This window comes from Metabacillus sp. Hm71, from assembly GCF_051842955.2.
Taxonomy (GTDB): Bacteria; Bacillota; Bacilli; order Bacillales; family Bacillaceae; genus Metabacillus.
This window is the reverse complement of record NZ_CM200278.1, coordinates 3,915,653-3,937,873: the sequence shown is the minus strand read 5'-3', so window position 1 is coordinate 3,937,873 and position 22,221 is coordinate 3,915,653. Positions and strand designations below refer to the sequence as shown.

Sequence of the window (22,221 nt, the reverse complement as noted above, 5' to 3'; positions counted from 1 at the left end):
GAGCTCTTGTCACATGTATTGTATTTTTTAAAGCAAATTCATTCTTATGCAGGGAACATACTATACCTTAATTTAATGGCAATGGTGTTGATTAGTCTATTAGATGGAGTAGGAATCTTACTATTAATTCCGATGATTAGTATGAGCGGAATCGTCAATATAGATGAAGGTAACTCACTCCCTTTTGACTTCTCTGGTTTTCTGCAAGATATCCCAAATACAATAGGTTTATCTATCATCCTAGCAATCTATGTCATAATCGTAATTGGCCAAAATCTGATCCAGCGTAATATTACGATTCGAAATACAAACATTCAACATGGCTTTTTTCGTTATTTACGTATCGAAACATATGAAGCTTTGCTGCATGCAAAATGGGATTTTTTTATCAAACACCGAAAATCAGATCTTATTAATTTATTAACGGTCGAAATTGCTCGTTCGAGCGCGGGAACTCATTCTTTTTTACAATTTATGTCCTCTCTTATTTTTACCTTTATACAAGTTGGATTAGCCTTTTTACTTTCGCCATATATCACGGTATTTGTATTGCTGTGTGGGTTAGTCCTTATTTTTTTCAATCGTAAGTTTCTAAAAAAATCCTTCGCATTAGGAAACAAAAATTATACGTTAGGTAAGGAATATCTAGCGGGAGTAACAGATCAAATAAATGGAATAAAAGATATAAAAAGTAACGCCTTAGAAGATTCAAGAATGGACTGGTTTCGTAAGGTAACCAAAGGGATGTTAGATGAACAAATCGAATATTCAAAGATGAAAACGACTTCTCAAATGTTCTATAAAATTGCTTCGGCTGTCTTAATAGCTGTGTTTATTTATCTTGCGGTAAATATCTTCCATGCTCAGGGCGGTCAGTTAATGCTTATCATCATTATCTTTTCAAGACTATGGCCGAGAGTTATTGGTATTCAAGGTTCATTGGAACAAATTGCTACAACTCTTCCTTCGTTTAAAGCGGTTAAGGCATTACAGGACGAATGCAAAGAGGCGCGAGAGTTTACTTTGAGTGATGACCTGGAATCACAGCCAGTTCAAGTTTTGCAGGAAATTGAGTGCCGTAATGTATGTTTCCGTTATCAGCAAAATGATTCATACGCTCTAGCGAATATAAATATAGTGATTCCCGCTAATAAAATGACAGCTTTTGTCGGAAGGTCCGGGGCTGGAAAAAGTACGCTAATTGACCTGTTGATGGGGTTAAATAAACCGCAAAAAGGGGAGTTATTAATAGATGGTACTCCTCTAACCAATGAAAAACTGATAGCCTTACGAAAGGCCATTAGTTATGTTCCGCAAGATCCTTTTCTCTTTAATACAACCATTAAAGAGAATTTGAAAATAGTTGCACCAGAAGCATCAGAAGAACAAATTTGGGAGGCATTGGATTTTTCTTCAGCTGCAGAATTTGTTAGGAAGCTTCCAAATGGTCTAGATACACTTATAGGTGATAGAGGTATCCGCCTTTCTGGAGGCGAACGTCAGCGGATCGTTCTTGCGCGGGCTATTTTGCGTAATCCTTCAATCCTTGTATTAGATGAGGCGACAAGTGCACTTGATACGGAAAATGAAGCAAAAATTCAACAAGCCATTGATCGATTAAAAGGAAGGATGACCATTGTTGTTATTGCTCACCGTTTATCTACGATACGTAACGCAGATCAAGTTGTGGTATTGGATAACGGCTCAATTATTCAAAAAGGGGAATTTGGTCAGCTTGCAGATGATAAACGAAGTATGTTCCGGGAACTGCTAAATCACCAAATAAAAGTCACTTTGTAGCACTCACTTAAATGGTGGGTGTTTTCGCCTTTAATTTTATGATGTAAATATAGAAATTGGAGAGATGTAAATGGGGAAAGCAGTTGGTAGAGTGATTATATGTCTGCTGCTAATGTTAATTATTTTAGTTAGTTATACGGTTTGGGATAATAATCGTATAATAGTAGTGAAACAAGATATAGAAATTGAAAATTTACCAACAGAATTTGAAAACTATAAAATACTCCAGATAACAGATCTCCATGAAAAAGAATTTGGTGATAATCAGTTAAAATTGATAGAGAAAATAAATGCGATTGATTATGATGCAATCCTCTTAACTGGTGATTTGTTATCTGACAAAATCAGTACAAATTATAAGCCAATATTTGAATTACTGGATGGAATCAACAACAAAAAGAACGCCCTTTTTGTCCCAGGTAATTCAGACCCTTGGACGTATGTGTATGATTTGGATCATAATATGATAAAACATGAGTTTATTGAAGGGGTAGAAAAGAGAGGAGTGAAGCTTCTCGAATCATTCCATTCAGTAAAAAAGGGACATTCTTATCTACACTTTGTTGACTTTGAGCTATCAACGCTTGATACAGGAAAGAGAGCAGCCATTCCAAAGGGAGAAAGATTAGCAAATCATGTCCGTCATCAAAATCAATTATTAGGTGAAATGTTAAAGTTTGATTCAGCTAATTCCTCTGATACACTTATCGCTTTAACTCATTATCCTGTTGTAGACGCCAAAATCGACCAACTGATCAACGATCCAACCCGTAAATTCAGAAACTACGACCTCATCATCGCAGGCCACTACCACGGTGGCCAAATCAGACTACCATTCATAGGCGCTTTATTTGTACCGGAACCATACTATGAAAATGGTGGACTATTTCCACCACAAGACAGGGTAAAGGGGCTTTGGGAGTACAGAGGAATAAAACAATATGTCAGTGCGGGGTTAGGGAGCAGCCAAACGATTTCTTTTTTGAAATTTCGTTTGTTTAATACGCCTGAAATAAATGTACTTACATTGAAGAAAAAAGACTAGTTTTTTATCAAGTAAAAAAGGTCATATGCTTATGACCTTTTTTAGTGTCTATGGAACTTTATCTATGTAATAAAAGCGATTTAATAAATCCGGAGCATCTTTTATGATATAACTTCAAATAATCAACAACATGAATCCTTTCATTTGTCTTTTGTTCAAAAGCAAGTTCAAAGGCAGATGGAAAAATCCATTCTCCTACTGCATGTAACTGATGTTTTAGCGTATCAAAACTGAAAAATAAATAATCAAAATAATCTAGATATACCTTTGTATTTCGAAAGCTTGTGTTTCGAATTGCCTCGTATTGCCACCATATACCTTTGTTAGTTTGAAAGGGAAAGGGGCATATTGTTTGAAATAAAGGGAAGGTTCTATAGACAATGGCTAATGTTCGTACCATCCTTTTTAATGTCTTATGCCTAACTGCATCTTTCATTAATTTGTCATAGTCTATCTGATCACCCAAAAACGATATACACTGGAGGATATCTAGGAAATGCTTCATTGAATCTAAATTATGTCTCCATGCATGAAGACAGATCATATAAAACGTGTGATGCTCAGATAGCTGCTTAATAAAAGTATATTGTTTTAACGGTACAGCTTCAGCCCAAAATTCTGTAATGTCAAATCGACTTGTCTTTTGCTTCAATATATCCCAATGAATTTCTACAGAAAGGGGAATGGGTGAGCCCGGAATCTCCTTGCTTAGACTGCAATGAAAGTGGACAGGAGCGCATTCCTCCTCCATTGTGAACCCCAGCTTTTTTACACAATCAATAACAATATTAAGATGGTCTGGAATTATCAATAGATCAATATCAGAAGTTGATCTCGCAGCAAAATGACCAAAAGCCTTTTCCGCAAACAAAATCCCCTTAAGAGGGATCGTTGGAATGGCTAATTCATCTAAAGACGTTAGAATCTTTTCCATTTGATTTTTTATAAATAAATTTTGGATAAGTCCTTGATTGTACATATTCTTTAAACGATTTTGGAAGAATGGAGGAGTCAGGTCTAGTCTATTTTGTTGTTTAAGATAAAAATAAACTTGAGGAGCAATAGAAAAGTATTCAATGTCCTCAATTAATTGGCGATAAACTTCAGATTCATTTGGCAATTCCGAGTTGCGATCATAGAGTGATTGTAGAAAGTTTATTAACATCATTTCTTCCCCTTTTAGCTAGATATGACAGACAGCTGACTATCATGATTGTTATCTATTAAAAACTGAGTTTTCGTTAGTTGACGATAAAGACCTTCTTGCCCCATAAGCTCATGATGGGTGCCTTGTTGAACGATTGCCCCTTGATCCATCACGACGATTAAATCCGCATGCTGGATCGTTGATAACCGATGGGCGATAACTAAGGTTGTTTTATTTTTCATTAATCGATCCAAAGCTTCTTTCACCTGATATTCTGATTCACTATCCAAAGCAGAAGTAGCTTCGTCAAGCAGCAAGATTGGTGCATCCTTTAATATTGCCCTGGCAATAGCCAGCCGTTGTTTCTGCCCTCCAGAAAGTCTTACCCCGCGTTCACCGATTTCTGTTTCATATTGATTGGGAAGAGACATGATGAAATCATGGATGTTAGCATGAATAGCCGCGTTGATCATTTCGTATTCGGTTATATTAGGCCGTGCTAGTAATAGATTGTCTTTTATCGTCCCGCCAAACAGAAAGGTTTCTTGTGCAACATAGGCAAAGGTACTCCTTAAAACTGATGGGGAGAGTTCATGAATCGATACATCATCCATAACAATTAGACCTGACTGTGGCTTATAAAAGCCCTGCAGTAGGTTAAATAAAGTCGTTTTTCCAGCGCCGCTAGGTCCGACAAATGCGACTACTTTACCCGTAGGAACCTCTAAATTTAAATTGTGAAAAAGGTTTGTTTCTGGCTCATAGGTAAAATGAACATCTTGGAATATCAACGTGTTGGGAAGATTGAGGATCTGTTTATAAGATGGTAGCTCCAAAGAATCTAGTTTTTTATCTAAAACATAAAAAATTCTTTCAACCGCTGAAGCGGAGCTTTGAAAGCTTCCCCATAAGCCGGCGATTCCTGTTAAAGGATTAATCAGACTTTGCATAAGGGTGACAAAGGTTAGCAAAGAGCCAACAGAGATTGTTCCTTTTGAAACAAAAAATGCCCCAAGACAGAGACTAACAATATAGGAAATGGATGATACGAAGCCTCCTGCTACATAAAAAGCGCCACGAAGCTTGGCATTTTTTATCTCTAATTTGAAGAAATCTTCGTTCTTTTGTTTAAAGCGATTAACAAATAATTTTTCAAGCAGAAAAGAACGGATAACAGAAATTCCTTGGAACATTTCCGTTAAATGGCTATTGATATTACCAGTCTGGTTATAAATCGTTCTGCTATTGTTCCGGATTAAAATGCCAAAAATCCCGCCAATAACAATGGCGATCGGTATAATGAATAGACTGAAAACAGATAATTGCCAATGAATTTGCAGCATATAGAAAAAAACAGCCATTGATACTAATGGCAGCTGGATAAGATAAATTAAATTGCTTCCGATCACACCATGAATACAATTAATATCATTTGTAAAATGTGTTAATAGCTCTCCTGAACGGATTTTAGCAAGTTGATGGGATGGTAACAGCATGATCTGTTTTAATACATCCTCTTTTAAGTCTTTCTTTATTTTGCTTGTGACATAGGATTCTAAGTAAATATTTAAGTAACTAACAAAGAGACTTATAAAAATTAAGATGATTGCAATAGGGATTAGTGATTGTAACATTTTAAATTGACTTTGGACAGCGGCGTCTGTGATCGTACCATAAAACCAAGCAAATCCTAACGTAAGGAAAACTTCAATTAGTAATATAAGAAGAAGGCCTAAATAAGACTTCCAGCTTTTTAATAGATAGGGTCCCAGTAATTTAAACGTCTTATGTATACCTGAAAAGTTAAATTCTTTCATCAGTAGTATTAGTTTATTTTTAATCATAATGGAACACCTGATCGTGTGCGATTTGGAGCCTTAAAAGAAAGATAGGCACTTAATACTTTAGACATTAAAGGAAAAGAAAGGATCAAGTTACTCCATAAAATCGCTGTATAGTCATCGTTGTAAATTTTCTTATTTAATCGATTGATGGTTACTAGTTTTCCAATGATTTGCTCCTGTCTCACTGGTTCATCTGAGCAAAGGTTTGTATCTCCTTTAAGAACATAATACGGTTGATTATTTATTTGTTTTTTTCTTAAAAAGCGATGGGCAATGAGTTGACCTGATTCAGAATGATAAAGCAGGACATCGCCTTTTTTTACGGTTTTTTCATTAAATTCTACAAAGCGGCATATGTTTCCCTTTTGAATAAATGGATACATACTCGTTCCGTAGGATGGGAGATCCATCCAACCATATTTTTGCATCGTTTTAATAAGTAGATCGACAGTGTCTTTGTTAAACTGCATGCTGCACCAATCCATATTTAATAAGTTCTGATAAAAAAGCTTCTATATCTTGATGTAATGATTCATTCTTGATATTATAGACATTTTTCAGAGATTGACTTAGAGATTGAAGCGTTTGTGGCTGGTCTAGCAAAGTCCAACATAAACCGCCAAGATCGTTTAGCTTTGTTACCGTAAAATTGTCAGTGTTCATTATGATCCATTCGTCATCAAGCTGAATTGTTTCATAATCACTTATTTTTATATACTGTTTCATTAAGAGATCATCTCCCAAAAGGTGTTGTTTTTTTGAAAGTGGAGGTCATAGACTGGAACCTGATTCACTAACAATTTAAGTAAATTAAATATTCTTCTAGTATCTTGTGGATCATCGGTCCAATAGAAAACTTTATCCATTATGGTTATAAGTCCGGATGATTTTGATAATTTTATCCGTTTATTATTTAATGACTGATGAAGCAGCTGTATGCTTTCTAAAATATGGGGCTGTGAATGACAACTTCCTTCAAGCTCACTTCTAAATGGAGAGTCATAGACCATTATTTTATTAGATGTAATTTTTATGATTGTTGCTTCATCAGATAAAAGTTCTCTAGGAAAAGACAATTTTGCAGCTGTTGATTTTCCTGCTCCTGATTGCCCTGAAAAAATATGCGCCGAACCCTTATCAAGTACACAAGAAGAATGTAGTAGAATTCCCCAATTAAGATGAACAATAAATGAACTGTAAAGGTTCATTAATGCGTGTTTTAATGCGAGTTCGCTATGTATATAAATAGTAGCTGATTTGTAATTTAGATCTACTTTTATATAGTAATCATCCCTTTTAAAGGAAATGTGATTTTCGGTATTTATTATAGATACATGATAATTAACGAATGGAACTCCGTACCCATCTTCAATATGTAGGAATAGATCTGGAATTAGATTATTATCTTCTGCTATATAAAAATTGCGATCAAACATGGATATGACGGTAATAGAATCACTTGTAACTAGAATAAGGTGTTCCCCAATCCTAATCTTTTTTTTATGCATTCCTAGGCTCCTTATTTATTTTTTAAAGAGGCCAAAACTAATGACCTCTAGACGTTGAATATTTTATTTATTTTTGCCGTTTCCCTTACCAGGAGCTCCTGCACCACCAGGGGTAGGATTGGGATTATTTGTCGGCCAATTGATCCCATCATTTCCTGTACCAGGATGATTTAAGTTACCTTTCCCTGGATTCCAGCTCTGAGCAGTCTCAAACCGAATCGCCTGATGCTCCAATACCAATGGCCGATTCTCATTATTTTTCCCTGTCATTTTATCACCTCCTCCGTTATTTTCTTTATAAAGAACAAACGGAGTGAAAAAATCTTGGAAACTTCTTTTTACTATTGATCATTGTTCTCTATAATATTATAAAGTGTAATAAAACGAATGAAAAGGGGAATATTTCGACATAACGAACAAAAAAACAACAAAATTCTCTAGGTAAGATGGTATGCTTGAGAGAAGTGTATTCAATAAAACGAACAACTCAAAACAAAAAGAGCACATCGGCGATCATCATCACCAACCGTGCTCATCCTCATTTATCATTATCATTCTGTAGCTTCCATTTGGTAAATTCCAAAAACTCGCGAAATTGTTCCTTGGAGACACCAGACTGCATGGCGTCTTGGACGAGCTTTTTCCATTCGTAGTCAAGTTCCTTTGGGTCTGTTTCACTTTGTTCATCGAGGAGGGTGTTAACGGACACGCCTAATACGGATGAAACTTTTTCTAAAAACTGAACTGAAGGATTTGACTGGAGATTGCGTTCGATCGAACTTAAATAGGATTTTGCAACTCCTGCTCTTTCAGCTAGCTCAGATAAAGATAAATTTTTTTGAGTTCGGTATTTTTTAATTCGTGGACCAATCACGTCAAAGATCACCTTCCTTGTTAGCACTAGTATAACATATAAAGAAGGCATTTGTTTTATATGAAGAACATCTTAGCAAAAAATTTACATGGTCTTACCTAACTTGACTTAGGGCAGGATTTCCTTTCTTAGCTAAAAACGCTTTAATTTCTTCTACGCTAATGCCGACTTCAAGTGCTTCTAAAATGAGCTCCACCCATTCCCGGTCAAGATGGCCATCCTTAGTTATTTGATCAATAATTTCAATATTCAACTTTTTACCCTCCTAAAATACTAGCCTGTATTTCAGGCAGCCCAGCCATCATAGTAGAACGTTAGATCTGTGACTTTGCGTCCCTATTTTTCAACAGGTTTGCCCTTTTACTGATATTGTATATTTATTCATTCAAAAGTCCTTTTTCTATATCTGACTTTCTAACTATTCTTATTATAAAAAGGTATTTTAAGGAAGTGTGCAGAACGGTGTCGATTGGGAAAAATTATTTTGATTGGGGTGAATTTAATATGTTTGTAACATGAGAAGGGCAAAAATACCTATTTTGAATAGTTTTTTGTAAATTATTTAAACTTTTCTTTAAGTTAATTTTAAGGAATCTTAAATTTATTATTAAATGACCGATGGGAAATTTGTCGAAAAGAGCTGCTAATAAAATAAAACGGCTGTCTCAACAGTTCTAAATATTGGTTTGAAACAGCCTCACAAGAGAATATTTACTAAAAAATAGCTTGTTGGGTTAAATAAAAAATCCCGCCATTCTGAATAGAGATATTGATTCTCGGTTCATAAAGTTCACGTAAAGCATCCTTTTCTAAATGATAACTTTCCGGTTTTTCGTCTAACTCTTCGTAAAAGTGGTCTAATAGTTTGAGATCCTCGTTCCATCTCTTTCTGGCAGAATCTGCCCAAGTGTGGTCTTGTTCGCTAATGCTTTGTTCAATAAATTGCCTGATTCTTCTTATTCCGCTCTGTGGTCTTATTAATGGTGTTAAATTAAAGCAGAGGTCCGGAATTTTTGGTGTTAGCTCAAGAGTTTCAAGTTTATCTTGAAAGTTTTCTATTAATGTACCGCTTATGAGATGTAAACCAATGGAATAAAGTTTGTCCTTTTTCATGTCGCATTGGTAGGAAACCATGATATTCATCCCAAGCCATGGGTGTAAGGGGGTGTTTCCATAAGTCGCATTGACTTTTTCAAATAAGCGGATATAGCTTCCCAATTTTGTGGTGGTTTGAAAAATTTGATGAAGGCGAGGTGCACCAAAATGCATGACCTCGCCCTTTAAATCTGCCGGTGCTTTTTGTTGGTCTGTGATCAATGTTAGCTTCATTGGGTTTGGAACTCCATTTGTTTTTTCGAGGTAATGCCAATAGAAGGGCCGATTCATTAATTCCTTGTCCATCTCGATTGTTAATTGGACGGTTAAATGACCTGGCTCGTTTTCGATAATTTCACAAGAATTGGCTGTGAAAAAGCTTTCCAAATAGCTGTGAATTTTTTCCTGCTGCATGACAATTCCACCTTTCCGCCATTGCGTTTATTGAACTCCTCCAGCTGCCTTTCTCTGCTCCTGAGAGGCACTGGCATAATCAAGAATTGACGTTAAGTTTTCCATTTTAATCTTCATCTCGCCATCACTTTTCGAATGGATCATAATGTCTTGGATATGCTCTTCGAAATTTTTAATTTCTAATTTTGTTAAAATTTCATCAAGATCACCAATGACTTTTTCAAATAAATTTATTTTTTCATAGAGCAGCTTTAAAATATGCTCTTCTACTGTGTTTTTTGTGGCCATATTGTAAATATGCACATCATGTTCTTGTCCTAAGCGGTGAATCCGGCCGATTCGTTGTTCAAGCCTCATCGGATTCCATGGCAGGTCATAGTTAATGATATGGTGACAGAATTGCAGATTGATCCCTTCGCCGCCTGCTTCTGTCGCGATGAGCACTTGTACTCGATTTTTAAAGAGCTCTTTCATCCAATCTTTTTTTCCACGTTTGAAGCCCCCGCGGAAGGGAACAGAGGTAATGCCATGTTGCTGTAAGAACCATTGCAGATAAAATTGTGTTGCCCGATATTCTGTAAAGATGATAACTTTGTCATCAATCTCTTTGATCAGTTCAACGACCTTTAGTGCCTTTGTATTTTGCGTGACGCCGTCTATAGCAATCATAATGTCCTTAATAACCTCATTAGGTAAGGCGGCTTCTTCCTCTTCAGGACGATCGAGCATTTTCTTTAATGTCATATATACGGCTTCACGGCTGCTGCATGCTTCACGTTGCAGAGTCATAATCGAAAATGCATTGGCAGCATATTTTGAAGAAGCCTTTAATGACGTGATCGTGTCATAAAGATTTTGTTCTGTTTCTGAAAACTCAATTGGTACGGTTTCTACATGACGTTTTGGCCAATCAATGCCAGTATCGCCGCGGCGATTCCGGATCATGACCTTATTAATCAGCTCACGCAGGTGTTCATGGTCCTCTAATGACCGTTCCTTTGCAGAAAATGCTTCTGAAAAATAGGATTCATTTCCTAAGTGGCCTGGCTTTAATAAAGAAACTAGGTTAAAAATTTCTTCCACTCTATTTTGTACAGGTGTTGCTGTTAACAAGAGGCAATATTTTTTCTTAAGGTTTTGGACAAATTCATAGTTTTTGGTTTTATTATTTTTTAGCTTATGAGCTTCATCAATAATGACTAAATCATAGTTTTGTTCATAAACGATTTCCCGATGCGGGCTTCGCTTCGCAGTATCGATGGAGGATACAACAACATCATAAGCTTCCCAAACATAGCTTTTCTTTTGTTCGACCGCAGGGATGTAAAATTTTTCATTTAACTCGCGGGCCCATTGGGAGACGAGAGAGGCGGGAACCAAAATCAACACCTTTTTTACTAAGCCGCGAATCATATATTCTTTTAGAATAAGCCCTGCTTCGATTGTCTTTCCTAACCCAACCTCATCAGCTAAAATAGCTTTTCCATTCATTTGTTCTACAACTCTTTGGGCTACCTCTAACTGATGGGGAAGCGGCGTAAAATGCGGAAGGTGCTTAGGCGCCTGTAAGCCTTCAAATGATGGAACGGCTGTGTGCTGTTGCACTTCATAGCAAAGCTTATAGAGTTCCCAGTTTGACCAAACCCCATCATTTTCTAGTCTTTCAAAAAAACCTTCCTCCCAAGAGGAATCAAAGTATGTCTTTACATTCATAAGAATGACAGTCCTTTCTTAATCAAAGCTGCAAGGGAATGTTCACGATTTCGTTAGAAAAAATGGCTTTAAAGCTAATAATATAAATGAATCATTAAAAACACGAACATTCTTATATAAAAAAACTTTAATGTTAAGGAAAAAATAGATTGCCGAAACCCTGCCCTCATGGTAGGATGTAAGTGAAGAAAGAAAGTTCTTAATTGTTACATTCTTCTTTACTAGAAATGTTTGAATGTCATCGTCATTTATTAAAGTAGTATAACCACTTTGAAAATGAAATATGTGCGGATGAGAATAAGGGGAGAGACTATAGCTAAGGTATATAGCGCCGAAGGAGCAAACAACTGTGAATCTCTCAGGCAAAAAGACTCTTATTTGACGCGGCTCTGGAGAGTGTTTGCAAAAGTCAGCAAACTACCAAAGGGGAAAGCCTTATGTGGCAAGTGTAAGCAGTTCTTTGCCGCTTATACATAAGGTAAACTTTCAGGTAAAAGGACAGAGACTTCTACTATAAGATAGTGGGAGTTCTATGTCCTTTTTTTGTTGTTTTCAATTAAATCTCACTTTATAAGTTTACCAAAAATTGAAGGGAGTCTACCCAATATGACAGAGTTAAAACGAACACCATTATATAACGTGTATAAAAGCTACGGTGCAAAAACAATTGATTTTGGCGGCTGGGATTTGCCGGTTCAATTTTCTTCTATTAAAGAAGAGCATGAAGCCGTTCGGACAAAAGCAGGTCTTTTTGATGTATCACATATGGGAGAAGTCGAGATCCGCGGGAAAGACAGCCTAGCTTTTTTACAAAAGATCGTGACCAACGATGTCGCTTTATTAAAGGATGGCGGCGCACAATATACAGCTATGTGTTATGAAAATGGTGGTACTGTTGACGATTTGCTTATTTATCGAAAAGCAGAGGATGACTTCCTGCTCGTGATTAATGCGTCAAATATTGAAAAGGATGTTGAATGGCTAACATCTCATTTATTTGGCGACGTAACGATTAAAAACATATCAGATGAGGTGGCTCTCTTAGCACTTCAGGGTCCAGTTGCGGAAAACGTGCTGCAATCACTTACCGATACGGATTTATCAGAAATAAAATTCTTTAAATTTAAAGATGGTGTTAACATCGCCGGGTCCAAGGTACTTGTTTCAAGAACAGGTTACACAGGTGAAGACGGCTTTGAAATTTATTGTGCTTCAGACGATGCTGTCGGTCTTTGGCAACGTATTTTAGAAGCGGGGAAGGAAGACGGTGTGATCCCTTGTGGATTAGGTGCTCGTGACACCCTTCGTTTTGAAGCAAATCTGCCGCTTTATGGACAGGAGCTATCAAAGGATATTACCCCAATCGAGGCAGGAATCGGGTTTGCGGTAAAACCGAATAAAGAAGTTGATTTTATAGGGAAAGCTGTATTAAAGGAACAAAAAGAAAACGGCCCGGCACGAAAATTGGTCGGTATTGAAGTGATTGACAAAGGCATTCCACGCCATGGGTATGAAGTATTTGCTGGTGATGAAGAAATTGGAATTGTTACGACTGGTACTCAATCTCCAACCTTAAAGAAAAACATTGGTTTGGCTTTATTAAAAGCCGAATTTACAAAGCTAGGAACAGAGGTAGAAGTTCAAATTCGTAAAAAGAGATTAAAAGCTGTTGTCGTAACGACACCTTTTTACAAACGCCCAAAGAAATAATAGTAAGAAAAAAACATCCAACTATGAGAGGGGTTCATAAGCAATGAATCATCGCTATTTACCAATGACCGAGCAGGATAAGCAGGAAATGCTACAAGCCATCGGTGTACAATCTGTTGATGAGCTGTTTCAAGATATACCAGAAAGTGTTCGTTTTAAAGGAGAATACAATATTAAAAAAGCGAAATCGGAAACAGAGCTTTTAAAAGAGCTTTCCCAATTAGCGGCTAAAAACAAAGATTTACGAAGCCATGCTTCATTTTTAGGTGCAGGGGTATATGATCATTACATGCCGGTCATCGTTGATCATGTGATTTCTCGTTCAGAATTTTATACTGCTTACACACCATATCAGCCAGAGATTTCTCAAGGTGAGCTGCAAGCCATTTTTGAATTTCAAACAATGATTTGTGAGTTAACCGGGATGGATGTTGCAAATTCTTCAATGTATGATGGCGGGACAGCATTAGCTGAAGCGGCAATGCTTGCTGCCGGTCAAACGAAAAAGAAAAAGGTCCTCGTGTCAAAAGCGGTACATCCTGAATCTCTTGATGTTATTAAAACTTATGCAAAGGGCCAATATATTGAGGTTGTTGAAGTGCCGATAAAAGATGGTGTAACTGATCTAGAGGCACTAAGACACGAAATGTCTGATGATGTTGCAGCAGTATTGGTTCAATATCCGAACTTCTTTGGCCATATTGAGCCTTTAAAAGAAATTGAACCGATCGCACATACTGGGAAAAGCATGTTTATCGTTTCAGCTAATCCACTAGCATTAGGAGCATTAACCCCTCCTGGCGCATTCGGTGCAGATATTGTTGCAGGTGATGCACAGCCATTCGGGATTCCAACAGCATTTGGCGGCCCGCACTGCGGATATTTTGCCGTTACGAATAAGCTGGTCAGAAAGGTTCCAGGACGTCTTGTTGGTCAAACAACTGATGAAAATGGAAAACGCGGCTTTGTTTTAACGCTCCAAGCACGTGAACAGCATATTCGCCGTGATAAAGCGACCTCCAATATTTGTTCAAACCAGGCATTAAATGCCCTTGCTGCTTCGGTTGCAATGACGGCACTTGGCAAGCAAGGGGTAAAAGAGATGGCGATTCAAAATATTCAAAAGGCCAATTATGCGAAAAATGCATGTTTAAGAGCAGGATTGGAAGTACCTTTCACACAGCCTATTTTTAATGAATTTGTTGTAAAGCTAACAAAACCAGTTCGTGAAGTAAATAAACAGCTATTAGAAAAAGGGATCATCGGCGGCTTTGATCTTGGAACAGTTTACCCTGAGCTTGAAAACCATATGCTTATCGCTGTAACAGAGCTGCGCACAAAAGAAGAAATTGACACACTTGTGAAGGAATTGGGGGATGGCAATGAATAATCAAGATCAAGCATTAATTTTTGAACTGAGCAAAAAAGGACGAGTAGGGTATAGTCTGCCTGAGCTTGAGGTTGAAGAATTGTCATTAGAAGAACTCATTCCTGCTGATTATCTTCGCAGTGAAGAGGCAGAGCTGCCTGAAGTATCTGAGCTCGATATTATGAGACATTATACGGCACTATCTAAACGCAATCATGGTGTTGATTCCGGTTTTTATCCATTAGGATCCTGTACGATGAAATACAATCCGAAAATCAATGAAAATGTAGCGCGGATGGCTGGTCTGGCGCATATTCACCCATTACAAGATGAATCTACAGTTCAAGGAGCAATGGAGCTTTTATTTGATCTTCAAGAGCACTTAAAGGAAATCACTGGCATGGATGAAGTGACGCTGCAACCAGCGGCAGGGGCTCATGGTGAATGGACTGGACTTATGATGATTCGTGCCTATCATGAAGCCAATAATGATTTGAAACGTACAAAAGTGATTGTTCCAGACTCGGCACACGGAACGAATCCAGCATCAGCAACTGTTGCAGGCTTTGAAACTGTGACGGTTAAATCAGATGAAAATGGATTGGTGGATTTAGAGGATTTAAGACGTGTTGTTGACGAGCAAACAGCTGCATTGATGCTAACTAACCCTAACACGCTCGGATTATTTGAAGCGCATATTTTAGAAATGGCGAAAATTGTCCATGATGCTGGCGGCAAGCTTTATTATGATGGAGCTAATTTAAATGCAGTATTGAGCAAAGCGCGTCCGGGAGATATGGGGTTTGATGTCGTTCATCTTAACCTTCATAAAACATTTACAGGACCGCATGGGGGCGGCGGCCCAGGCTCAGGTCCGGTTGGCGTAAAAGCAGATCTTATTCCGTTTTTACCAAAGCCTGTCTTAGTTAAGACGGAAGAAGGCTATCATTTTGATTATGATCGTCCGCAATCGATTGGCCGTGTAAAGCCATTCTATGGAAACTTCGGTATCAATGTTCGTGCTTATACGTATATTCGTACAATGGGGCCAGATGGATTAAAGGCTGTAACAGAATTTGCTGTCTTAAATGCAAATTATATGATGCGCCGTCTAGCGCCATATTATGATCTGCCATTTGATCAGCATTGCAAGCATGAATTTGTGTTATCCGGAAAGCGTCAAAAGAAGCTTGGCGTACGTACGCTTGACATTGCAAAACGTTTGCTTGACTTTGGCTATCATCCGCCAACGATCTATTTCCCTTTAAATGTTGAAGAGTGTATTATGATTGAGCCGACTGAAACGGAATCAAAAGAAACTCTCGATTCCTTTATTGATGCAATGATTCAGATCGCCAAGGAAGCGGAAGAGACACCTGAAATTGTTCAAGAAGCACCGCACACGACAGTTGTGAAACGACTAGATGAAACAACAGCTGCTCGTAAGCCAATTTTAAAATACCAACGTTAAGTCGAAAAAACTGATTTGCTGTAGGGATCCTCTTACTAGCAAGTCAGTTTTTTTGTGCTTCCTTGCCGAAAAGCAGGAGATTCACAAAGGTTATGACTAGTTTTTAGAACCTTTGTCGACATGAAGGAAAACGCTGCAGCCCTTGAAGAATAAATAGGTTAGCAAAAAATAAAAAGAGGGTTGGTGGATAGATTGGCAACAAAATATGTAACGATTTCAAAGGCGGCTTCATTAGTCGGAGAAAAGGCTTACTTATTGAAAAACTGGGAGGAAGAATTTCCAGAGTTTTTATCATTTAAACGAGATGACAAAAACACAAGGCTTCTTACGGTTGAGAACATTGAAATGCTTAGGAAAATCAAATCGTTTAAGGAAAGCAATTTAGATACACAAACGATTAAGCAATTATTGCAAAATCAAAATGGTTCATCATTGCAACAAGAAGCTCAATTTGATGAGCAGGATGTTTCGGAGCTAAAGCAGTCGCTTGCAAAACTTACTGCTTTTATCGAATCGAATGAAGTGCAGGGAATTCTAAAGCTAGATGAACGCTTAAAGCAGCTGGAGCAAAATGTTGTGCAGTCGGTAAACAACCAGATAGCAAGAACAGCTAAGCTGCAAACTGAGGTTGCCCGTATTGAGTTTTCCGATGTTCAGGAAATGATCAGCTCATTGTCCGAGGTGTCTGAATCCGAGCGTGAGCTTTATAAGGAAGAAATTCGCCGTGAACGGGAACTTGTTCAAAAGCAAACGGATGAACGTGAGGAGCGTTTCTTAGCATTTCTAAAGCAGCATCAGGACAGGCAAGAAAGAATTAAACATGAGCAAAGATCTGGCTTGGCCGTTATTAAACAAATAATGGGCTTTGCAAAATAATGAAAAAAAGCAGACGCAGTCACAGTCTTATCGTAATTGATAAAGAGCTATGTACTGAGTCTGCTTTATTTTATCCATTTTTTTTCTTTATTTTCCCTGTCCAGCCTTTAAATCCGCCTTTTAAACAATTTAAATCACTATATCCTTTGCGTTTCAGCATTTGTGCTGCACGGCCGCTGCGTACAGTGTTTTGGCAGTAAAGATAAACTGGCTGGTCCTGACGAATTTCTTTATAGCGTTGACGCAATTGAGATAACGGGATATTTCTAGCACCTAAAATATGACCGCCTTCGAATTCGTTTGGTTCACGAACATCAATTAATTGTGCTTTACGATAGCCCGTACGGAATTCTTCTTCTGTTAGGTGTTTCATGATTTTGCGTTGATAGAAAAAAGTAAAAGCAGAGTAACCGATTAGTGCTGCTGCTAAAATAATGAGTAACCATGTTGTTGTCAAAATGCTCGACCCCTTTTATGTATGTTTTTCTAATTGTAAGCTCTTAAGAACTCTAAAGTAAACCTCTCTTATTATATAAAAGCTCGTCTTAATTGTCATTAGCTAACATGCAATATTATTTCCTTCTTTCGAAAGTTTTGCTAGACTTAAATAGTAAAATTTTTAAAAAAGAAGGGTTACGTTATGACGAAGGAAGTTTGGCGATATATTGATTCGGGCAATTGTTCACCAGCGTTTAATATGGCTTTAGATGAAGCTTTATTAGATTGGCATAGTACAGGGAAAATACCGCCTACCATTCGATTTTATGGCTGGAATCCAGCTACTCTTTCGATCGGTTATTTTCAAAAGGTAGAAAAAGAGATAAATTTAGAGGCTGTTAAAAAATACGGATTAGGATTTGTTAGAAGGCCGACAGGCGGGCGCGGAGTTCTGCATGATAAGGAACTTACCTATAGCGTCATTGTTTCCGAGGGGCATCCAGATATGCCTAAAACGGTAACAGAAGCGTATCGCGTAATTTCAGAAGGGATTTTAGAAGGATTTAAAAACCTGGGCCTTGATGCGTATTTTGCGATTCCGCGTACGGAAGAGGAAAGGCAAGGGCTGAAGTCACCTCGTTCTGCTGTGTGCTTTGATGCCCCTTCGTGGTATGAGCTTGTGGTTGAAGGGCGGAAAGTCGCTGGGAGCGCGCAAACACGGCAAAAGGGTGTTATTCTTCAGCATGGCTCGATCCTGCTTGATTTAGATGAGGATCTGTTATTTGACCTATTTAAATATCCGAATGATCGAGTTAGAGAACGGATGCAACGTGCCTTTAAAAACAAAGCTGTTGCTACAAATACTCTTCGCGATAAGCCAGTAATAATAGAGGAAGCGAAGAAAGCTTTTAAAGAAGGCTTTGAAAAAGGCTTGAATATTGAATTAGAGCCATATACTCTTTCACATGAAGAGCTTGAAATTGTCGAAACTTTAGCAAAAAAGAAATATGAGAGCGATGAGTGGAATTTTAAAAGGTAAACGAGAAAATAAGTGCAGACGTGATCGCTTAGGTTGCGTCTTTTTTCTTTGAAAAAATAGCTAGTAAAACAAATGCAATTTATATAAAAATCTATTATAATAAAAGCTTGTTGTCAATTTGATAAAGGTGTACTCGGTTGAATACAAAAAGTAATTTTTTCGACACAAATTATGATAAATCCTTATAAATCAATCTTTTTTGACAACTTTCATCTTGCAAGTGACAAAATTCTTCAAAATCCATCCTTTTTAGAACAATATCTTATTCAATCGTACTTTTTCTTTGCTTTTTAATAAGTTTTTGATTTGACAAATTGGATGGATGTTGACCAAAAAACTATATATAGTATTGTTTGCAAAATTATAGACACTATATATTGAATAATGTGGTCGGATATGGTAAGTTTAATCAGAACATTAATAGAGAGATAGATAGAGGAGTTGTTACAATGACTGTTGGTACTGAGCAAATGATGGCCATTAATGTGGAGAAGCTTAACAAAGATATCGCAGCATTTCCGCAGGTTCATCCAATTACTGAGGATATGAAGTTAACTCATAAGGGTGTATCAAGACTCGTTATGCTTGACCGTTATACGTTTAAGGATACGGAGAAAATCACCCTTTCTGAAGGAGACTTTGTCGTTCTCACGATTAAAGAGGATCCTAAATTCCCGGCAAGAGGACTTGGATTCATTAAAGAAATTGATTGGCAAGCAAAAACGGCAAGCGTACTTGTTGAAGAGGAGTATCGTCATTCTTTAGACAAACCTGAGGAAGTGGAAACAGGTATCGTAAAACGCTCGTTAGACGTCATTGAGAAACCGCTTGAAATCTTTTACGAACAAATTGCAAAACGAAATGCAACGGGATTAGCATCGGTGGAAGCAACGGAAGAAAAACGTAAAGAATGGTTCGAAAAGTTTTATCAAGAGCTTGTTAATTTAAATTTTATTCCTGCAGGTCGTGTTCTTTATGGAGCAGGCGCAGGAACGGACGTAACATACTTTAACTGCTATGTCATGCCATTTGTTAAAGACTCACGTGAAGGCATTTCCGAGCATCGCAAGCAGGTAATGGAAATCATGAGCCGCGGCGGCGGTGTTGGAACAAACGGTTCAACCTTACGTCCGCGCAATACACTTGCACGCGGAGTAAATGGTAAATCATCTGGTTCTGTATCATGGTTAGATGATATTGCGAAGTTGACGCATCTTGTTGAGCAGGGCGGATCTCGCAGAGGAGCTCAAATGATTATGCTGGCAGATTGGCATCCTGATATCATTGAATTCATCATCTCAAAAATGCAGAATCCACGTATACTAAGATACTTAATCGAAAATACAAATGATGAAGCGATCAAAAAATACGCTCAAGATAAATTAAAATTCACGCCGCTAACACAACAGGAAATCGACATGTACCAAGGGATCGTTAACTACAAAAATATCCCTGGAACAGGCGGTTTCAGTGAAAAAATCATCAAAGATGCAGAGATAAAACTTCGCACTGGCGGTAATTACAGTGTTCATAATTCTGAATTCCTAACAGGTGCAAATATTTCTGTAACGTTAACAAAAGACTTTATGGATGCAGTTGAAAAGGACGCTGATTATGAACTGCGTTTCCCGGATGTAGAAAGCTACAATGAAGAAAACATGAAGGCGTACAATGAAAACTGGCATAAAGTCGGTGATGTACGCGAATGGGAAAAGCTCGGCTACAAGGTTCGCACATATCGTAAAATCAAAGCAAAAGAGCTTTGGAACCTAATTAATATTTGTGCAACCTATTCAGCAGAGCCAGGCATTTTCTTCATCGATAACGCAAACGACATGACAAATGCAAAAGCATATGGTCAACAAGTTGTTGCGACAAATCCATGTGGAGAGCAACCCCTTGCACCTTACAGTGTGTGTAATTTAGCTGCTGTCAATTTAGCAGAAATGGCCAATAAAGAAACAAAAACAGTCGACTTTGATAAATTAAGAAAAACCGTTGAAGTCGGTGTGAGAATGCAGGATAACGTCATCGATGCAACTCCATACTTCTTGCCGGAAAACAAACATCAAGCACTTGGTGAACGACGTGTTGGTCTTGGTGTAATGGGCTTGCACGACCTGCTTATTTATTGTGAGACAGAATATGGTTCAGAAGAAGGCAATGTCTTAATAGACAAGGTATTTGAAACGATTGCAACAACAGCATATCGTGCGTCCATCGAATTAGCGAAAGAAAAAGGCAGCTTTCCTTTCTTGGTTGGCGAAAATGAAGCAGAAACCAATCGTCTTCGGGAAGCATTTACGCAAACAGGCTTCATGAGTAAAATGCCTGCTGATATATTAGAAGGTGTGAAAGAGTTCGGTATTCGTAACTCACATCTATTAACTGTCGCACCTACGGGATCAACAGGGACAATGGTTGGTGTATCAACTGGACTTGAGCCTTACTTCTCATTCTCTTATTTCCGCAGCGGAAGATTAGGGAAATTCATTGAAGTAAAAGCTGATATTGTTCAAGAGTATTTAGATAGCCATCCGGAAGCAGATCCTAATAATCTGCCAGCATGGTTTGTTTCCGCAATGGAATTGGCTCCTGAGGCTCATGCAGATGTGCAATGTGTCATCCAGCGCTGGATTGATAGTTCAATCAGTAAAACGGTAAATGCTCCTAAAGGCTATACTGTGGAACAGGTAGAGAAAGTTTACGAGCGTTTATATAAAGGCGGTGCCAAAGGTGGTACAGTTTATGTAGACGGAAGCCGTGACACACAAGTATTAACATTAAAAGCAGAAGAAAACACGTTTGATGATACAGAGGACGTAGCAACAAAAGAAAAAGGAAAAGTCGTTCTTGTTGATACTATTAATGATCTGCGCTCAACAGATGTTACAATAGGAAATGAAGTCGGAAATACATGTCCTGTATGTCGTGAAGGTACAGTAGAAGATCTTGGCGGCTGTAATACATGTACGAGTTGCGGTGCGCAGCTTAAATGCGGATTGTAAAAAAGCATAACTGAAGTAGGGTCTGGCAAATGTCAGATCCTTTTTCGTGGTTAGGACCCAAATGGAAAAAATAGTGATAATAGCCCGAAGATTCCATATTTCTTGTAAAGAGGATTATTCTCATGTAAAATTGATATGATTTCGTTTAAAAAAGATCGGCAATTTGGAGGGAAACGCATGCCAACACCTAGCATGGAAGATTATATTGAGCAAATATATATACTGATAGAAGATAAAGGATATGCCCGTGTTTCTGACATAGCAGAAGCATTAGCTGTACATCCCTCCTCAGTCACAAAGATGGTTCAAAAGCTTGATAAAGATGAATACTTAATATATGAAAAATACCGTGGACTTGTCTTAACAAATAAAGGGAAAAAAATTGGCAAACGACTTGTATATCGCCATGAGCTGTTAGAACAGTTTCTAAAAATAATTGGTGTTGATGATGATAAGATTTACAATGATGTAGAAGGAATTGAACATCATTTAAGCTGGAATGCCATCGATCGCATCGGTGATCTTGTTCAATACTTCGAAGAAAATGAACAACGGATTGATACGTTAAGAAGTATTCAAAAAAATAATGAAGAACAATAGTTCAAAAAAAGCCCTATGAAGCAGGATTGAAACTCCTGCTTCATAGGGCTTTTTATTGCAAGTCGGAGTGTCCAAAATCTAATTGTCCATCATAAGTAGCTGAAAAGTCATCAAATGAAATATTGAACATCTATTTCAGGTGAAAATGACTGCATCTAACTAAAATTTTGTTACTATATTCTAAATTATTTCAATAAAATTTTATGAATAAGAACTCTAATTTTGACTCCTGCTTGAAAAAAGCAATAGTTTTTAGTTGTGTTAAGATGC

Annotated in this window: 20 protein-coding genes and 2 riboswitches; of the genes, 9 read left to right on the top strand and 11 right to left on the bottom strand. The window is 37.7% G+C overall.

The window, feature by feature from the left end:
- Nucleotides 1-6 precede the first annotated feature (6 nt).
- Together ACSVDH_RS19485 and ACSVDH_RS19480 are read left to right on the top strand one after the other, a co-directional pair.
- On the top strand, nt 7-1,800 hold the full coding sequence (locus ACSVDH_RS19485; RefSeq protein ID WP_439250184.1) for an ABC transporter ATP-binding protein: 1,794 nt from the start codon (nt 7-9) through the stop codon (nt 1,798-1,800).
- A 70-nt stretch (nt 1,801-1,870) separates the two neighbouring features.
- Nucleotides 1,871-2,845, top strand: coding sequence for a metallophosphoesterase (locus tag ACSVDH_RS19480; RefSeq protein WP_439250185.1), 975 nt, complete (start codon nt 1,871-1,873; stop codon nt 2,843-2,845).
- 58 nt (nt 2,846-2,903) lie between these two features.
- Here the strand turns inward: ACSVDH_RS19480 and ACSVDH_RS19475 are convergent, their stop codons facing one another.
- The 10 genes from ACSVDH_RS19475 to ACSVDH_RS19430 all read right to left on the bottom strand — a co-directional run bounded on the left by ACSVDH_RS19475 (nt 2,904) and on the right by ACSVDH_RS19430 (nt 11,440).
- Nucleotides 2,904-4,010, bottom strand: coding sequence for a nucleotidyltransferase family protein (locus ACSVDH_RS19475; protein WP_439250186.1), 1,107 nt, complete (start codon nt 4,008-4,010; stop codon nt 2,904-2,906).
- Between the two features lie 14 nt (nt 4,011-4,024).
- The gene (locus ACSVDH_RS19470) at nt 4,025-5,836 is read right to left on the bottom strand and encodes an ABC transporter ATP-binding protein (protein ID WP_439250187.1); all 1,812 of its coding nucleotides are present in this window, start codon (nt 5,834-5,836) and stop codon (nt 4,025-4,027) included.
- Nucleotides 5,833-6,306 (bottom strand): signal peptidase I, encoded by a 474-nt coding sequence (locus tag ACSVDH_RS19465; protein ID WP_439250189.1) that lies wholly within the window; start codon nt 6,304-6,306, stop codon nt 5,833-5,835. Before ACSVDH_RS19465 ends, ACSVDH_RS19470 begins: the two co-directional genes overlap by 4 nt.
- Nucleotides 6,296-6,562: a PqqD family protein gene (locus ACSVDH_RS19460; RefSeq protein ID WP_439250190.1), complete on the bottom strand. Its 267-nt coding sequence runs from the start codon at nt 6,560-6,562 to the stop codon at nt 6,296-6,298. The genes ACSVDH_RS19465 and ACSVDH_RS19460 overlap by 11 nt, the downstream gene beginning before the upstream one ends.
- A complete protein-coding gene (locus ACSVDH_RS19455) occupies nt 6,562-7,344 on the bottom strand; it encodes a hypothetical protein (RefSeq protein ID WP_439250191.1) in 783 nt (260 codons plus the stop codon). Before ACSVDH_RS19455 ends, ACSVDH_RS19460 begins: the two co-directional genes overlap by 1 nt.
- Before the next feature lie 63 nt (nt 7,345-7,407).
- Nucleotides 7,408-7,614 carry a hypothetical protein gene (locus ACSVDH_RS19450; RefSeq protein ID WP_439250192.1) on the bottom strand — a complete coding sequence of 69 codons (207 nt, stop codon included), beginning with the start codon at nt 7,612-7,614 and terminating at the stop codon, nt 7,408-7,410.
- A gap of 268 nt (nt 7,615-7,882) precedes the next feature.
- Complete coding sequence (locus ACSVDH_RS19445) at nt 7,883-8,269, bottom strand: helix-turn-helix domain-containing protein (protein WP_299087978.1); 387 nt, start codon at nt 8,267-8,269, stop codon at nt 7,883-7,885.
- Nucleotides 8,270-8,312: 43 nt separating this feature from the next.
- A complete protein-coding gene (locus ACSVDH_RS19440; RefSeq protein ID WP_299087981.1) occupies nt 8,313-8,471 on the bottom strand; it encodes an anti-repressor SinI family protein in 159 nt (52 codons plus the stop codon).
- A gap of 32 nt (nt 8,472-8,503) precedes the next feature.
- Nucleotides 8,504-8,585: riboswitch (cyclic di-GMP riboswitch) on the bottom strand.
- A 347-nt stretch (nt 8,586-8,932) separates the two neighbouring features.
- Nucleotides 8,933-9,727, bottom strand: coding sequence for a YqhG family protein (locus ACSVDH_RS19435; RefSeq protein WP_439250193.1), 795 nt, complete (start codon nt 9,725-9,727; stop codon nt 8,933-8,935).
- A gap of 27 nt (nt 9,728-9,754) precedes the next feature.
- On the bottom strand, nt 9,755-11,440 hold the full coding sequence (locus tag ACSVDH_RS19430; protein WP_439250195.1) for a DEAD/DEAH box helicase: 1,686 nt from the start codon (nt 11,438-11,440) through the stop codon (nt 9,755-9,757).
- Between the two features lie 291 nt (nt 11,441-11,731).
- A riboswitch (glycine riboswitch) is annotated at nt 11,732-11,824 on the top strand.
- A 222-nt stretch (nt 11,825-12,046) separates the two neighbouring features.
- Between ACSVDH_RS19430 and gcvT the strand changes: the two genes are divergently transcribed.
- The 4 genes from gcvT to ACSVDH_RS19410 all read left to right on the top strand — a co-directional run bounded on the left by gcvT (nt 12,047) and on the right by ACSVDH_RS19410 (nt 16,866).
- Nucleotides 12,047-13,150: a glycine cleavage system aminomethyltransferase GcvT gene (gene gcvT, locus ACSVDH_RS19425; protein ID WP_439250197.1), complete on the top strand. Its 1,104-nt coding sequence runs from the start codon at nt 12,047-12,049 to the stop codon at nt 13,148-13,150.
- Between the two features lie 43 nt (nt 13,151-13,193).
- Nucleotides 13,194-14,540: an aminomethyl-transferring glycine dehydrogenase subunit GcvPA gene (gene gcvPA, locus ACSVDH_RS19420; protein ID WP_299087990.1), complete on the top strand. Its 1,347-nt coding sequence runs from the start codon at nt 13,194-13,196 to the stop codon at nt 14,538-14,540.
- The gene (gene gcvPB, locus ACSVDH_RS19415; protein WP_439250199.1) at nt 14,533-15,990 is read left to right on the top strand and encodes an aminomethyl-transferring glycine dehydrogenase subunit GcvPB; all 1,458 of its coding nucleotides are present in this window, start codon (nt 14,533-14,535) and stop codon (nt 15,988-15,990) included. Before gcvPA ends, gcvPB begins: the two co-directional genes overlap by 8 nt.
- A gap of 192 nt (nt 15,991-16,182) precedes the next feature.
- A complete protein-coding gene (locus ACSVDH_RS19410; RefSeq protein ID WP_299087996.1) occupies nt 16,183-16,866 on the top strand; it encodes a helix-turn-helix domain-containing protein in 684 nt (227 codons plus the stop codon).
- Nucleotides 16,867-16,936: 70 nt separating this feature from the next.
- Here the strand turns inward: ACSVDH_RS19410 and ACSVDH_RS19405 are convergent, their stop codons facing one another.
- Complete coding sequence (locus tag ACSVDH_RS19405) at nt 16,937-17,323, bottom strand: rhodanese-like domain-containing protein (RefSeq protein WP_299087999.1); 387 nt, start codon at nt 17,321-17,323, stop codon at nt 16,937-16,939.
- A 183-nt stretch (nt 17,324-17,506) separates the two neighbouring features.
- Here ACSVDH_RS19405 and lipM point away from each other — a divergent pair, with 183 nt between their 5' ends.
- The 3 genes from lipM to mntR all read left to right on the top strand — a co-directional run bounded on the left by lipM (nt 17,507) and on the right by mntR (nt 21,951).
- Nucleotides 17,507-18,343 (top strand): octanoyltransferase LipM, encoded by an 837-nt coding sequence (lipM, locus tag ACSVDH_RS19400; RefSeq protein ID WP_299088002.1) that lies wholly within the window; start codon nt 17,507-17,509, stop codon nt 18,341-18,343.
- A 449-nt stretch (nt 18,344-18,792) separates the two neighbouring features.
- On the top strand, nt 18,793-21,351 hold the full coding sequence (locus tag ACSVDH_RS19395) for a vitamin B12-dependent ribonucleotide reductase (protein ID WP_439250201.1): 2,559 nt from the start codon (nt 18,793-18,795) through the stop codon (nt 21,349-21,351).
- A gap of 177 nt (nt 21,352-21,528) precedes the next feature.
- On the top strand, nt 21,529-21,951 hold the full coding sequence (gene mntR / locus ACSVDH_RS19390) for a transcriptional regulator MntR (RefSeq protein WP_046513334.1): 423 nt from the start codon (nt 21,529-21,531) through the stop codon (nt 21,949-21,951).
- The last annotated feature ends 270 nt before the right edge of the window (nt 21,952-22,221 follow it).

What these genes read in the sequence shown, in the direction of transcription:
- ACSVDH_RS19480 (WP_439250185.1), top strand. Translation starts at nt 1,871, where the DNA reads ATGGGGAAAGCAGTTGGTAGAGTGATTATATGTCTGCTGCTAATGTTA.
- ACSVDH_RS19475 (WP_439250186.1), bottom strand. Translation starts at nt 4,010, where the DNA reads ATGTTAATAAACTTTCTACAATCACTCTATGATCGCAACTCGGAATTG.
- ACSVDH_RS19470 (WP_439250187.1), bottom strand. Translation starts at nt 5,836, where the DNA reads ATGATTAAAAATAAACTAATACTACTGATGAAAGAATTTAACTTTTCA.
- ACSVDH_RS19465 (WP_439250189.1), bottom strand. Translation starts at nt 6,306, where the DNA reads ATGCAGTTTAACAAAGACACTGTCGATCTACTTATTAAAACGATGCAA.
- ACSVDH_RS19460 (WP_439250190.1), bottom strand. Translation starts at nt 6,562, where the DNA reads ATGAAACAGTATATAAAAATAAGTGATTATGAAACAATTCAGCTTGAT.
- ACSVDH_RS19455 (WP_439250191.1), bottom strand. Translation starts at nt 7,344, where the DNA reads ATGCATAAAAAAAAGATTAGGATTGGGGAACACCTTATTCTAGTTACA.
- ACSVDH_RS19450 (WP_439250192.1), bottom strand. Translation starts at nt 7,614, where the DNA reads ATGACAGGGAAAAATAATGAGAATCGGCCATTGGTATTGGAGCATCAG.
- ACSVDH_RS19445 (WP_299087978.1), bottom strand. Translation starts at nt 8,269, where the DNA reads ATGCCTTCTTTATATGTTATACTAGTGCTAACAAGGAAGGTGATCTTT.
- ACSVDH_RS19435 (WP_439250193.1), bottom strand. Translation starts at nt 9,727, where the DNA reads ATGCAGCAGGAAAAAATTCACAGCTATTTGGAAAGCTTTTTCACAGCC.
- ACSVDH_RS19430 (WP_439250195.1), bottom strand. Translation starts at nt 11,440, where the DNA reads ATGAATGTAAAGACATACTTTGATTCCTCTTGGGAGGAAGGTTTTTTT.
- gcvT (WP_439250197.1), top strand. Translation starts at nt 12,047, where the DNA reads ATGACAGAGTTAAAACGAACACCATTATATAACGTGTATAAAAGCTAC.
- gcvPA (WP_299087990.1), top strand. Translation starts at nt 13,194, where the DNA reads ATGAATCATCGCTATTTACCAATGACCGAGCAGGATAAGCAGGAAATG.
- gcvPB (WP_439250199.1), top strand. Translation starts at nt 14,533, where the DNA reads ATGAATAATCAAGATCAAGCATTAATTTTTGAACTGAGCAAAAAAGGA.
- lipM (WP_299088002.1), top strand. Translation starts at nt 17,507, where the DNA reads ATGACGAAGGAAGTTTGGCGATATATTGATTCGGGCAATTGTTCACCA.
- ACSVDH_RS19395 (WP_439250201.1), top strand. Translation starts at nt 18,793, where the DNA reads ATGACTGTTGGTACTGAGCAAATGATGGCCATTAATGTGGAGAAGCTT.
- mntR (WP_046513334.1), top strand. Translation starts at nt 21,529, where the DNA reads ATGCCAACACCTAGCATGGAAGATTATATTGAGCAAATATATATACTG.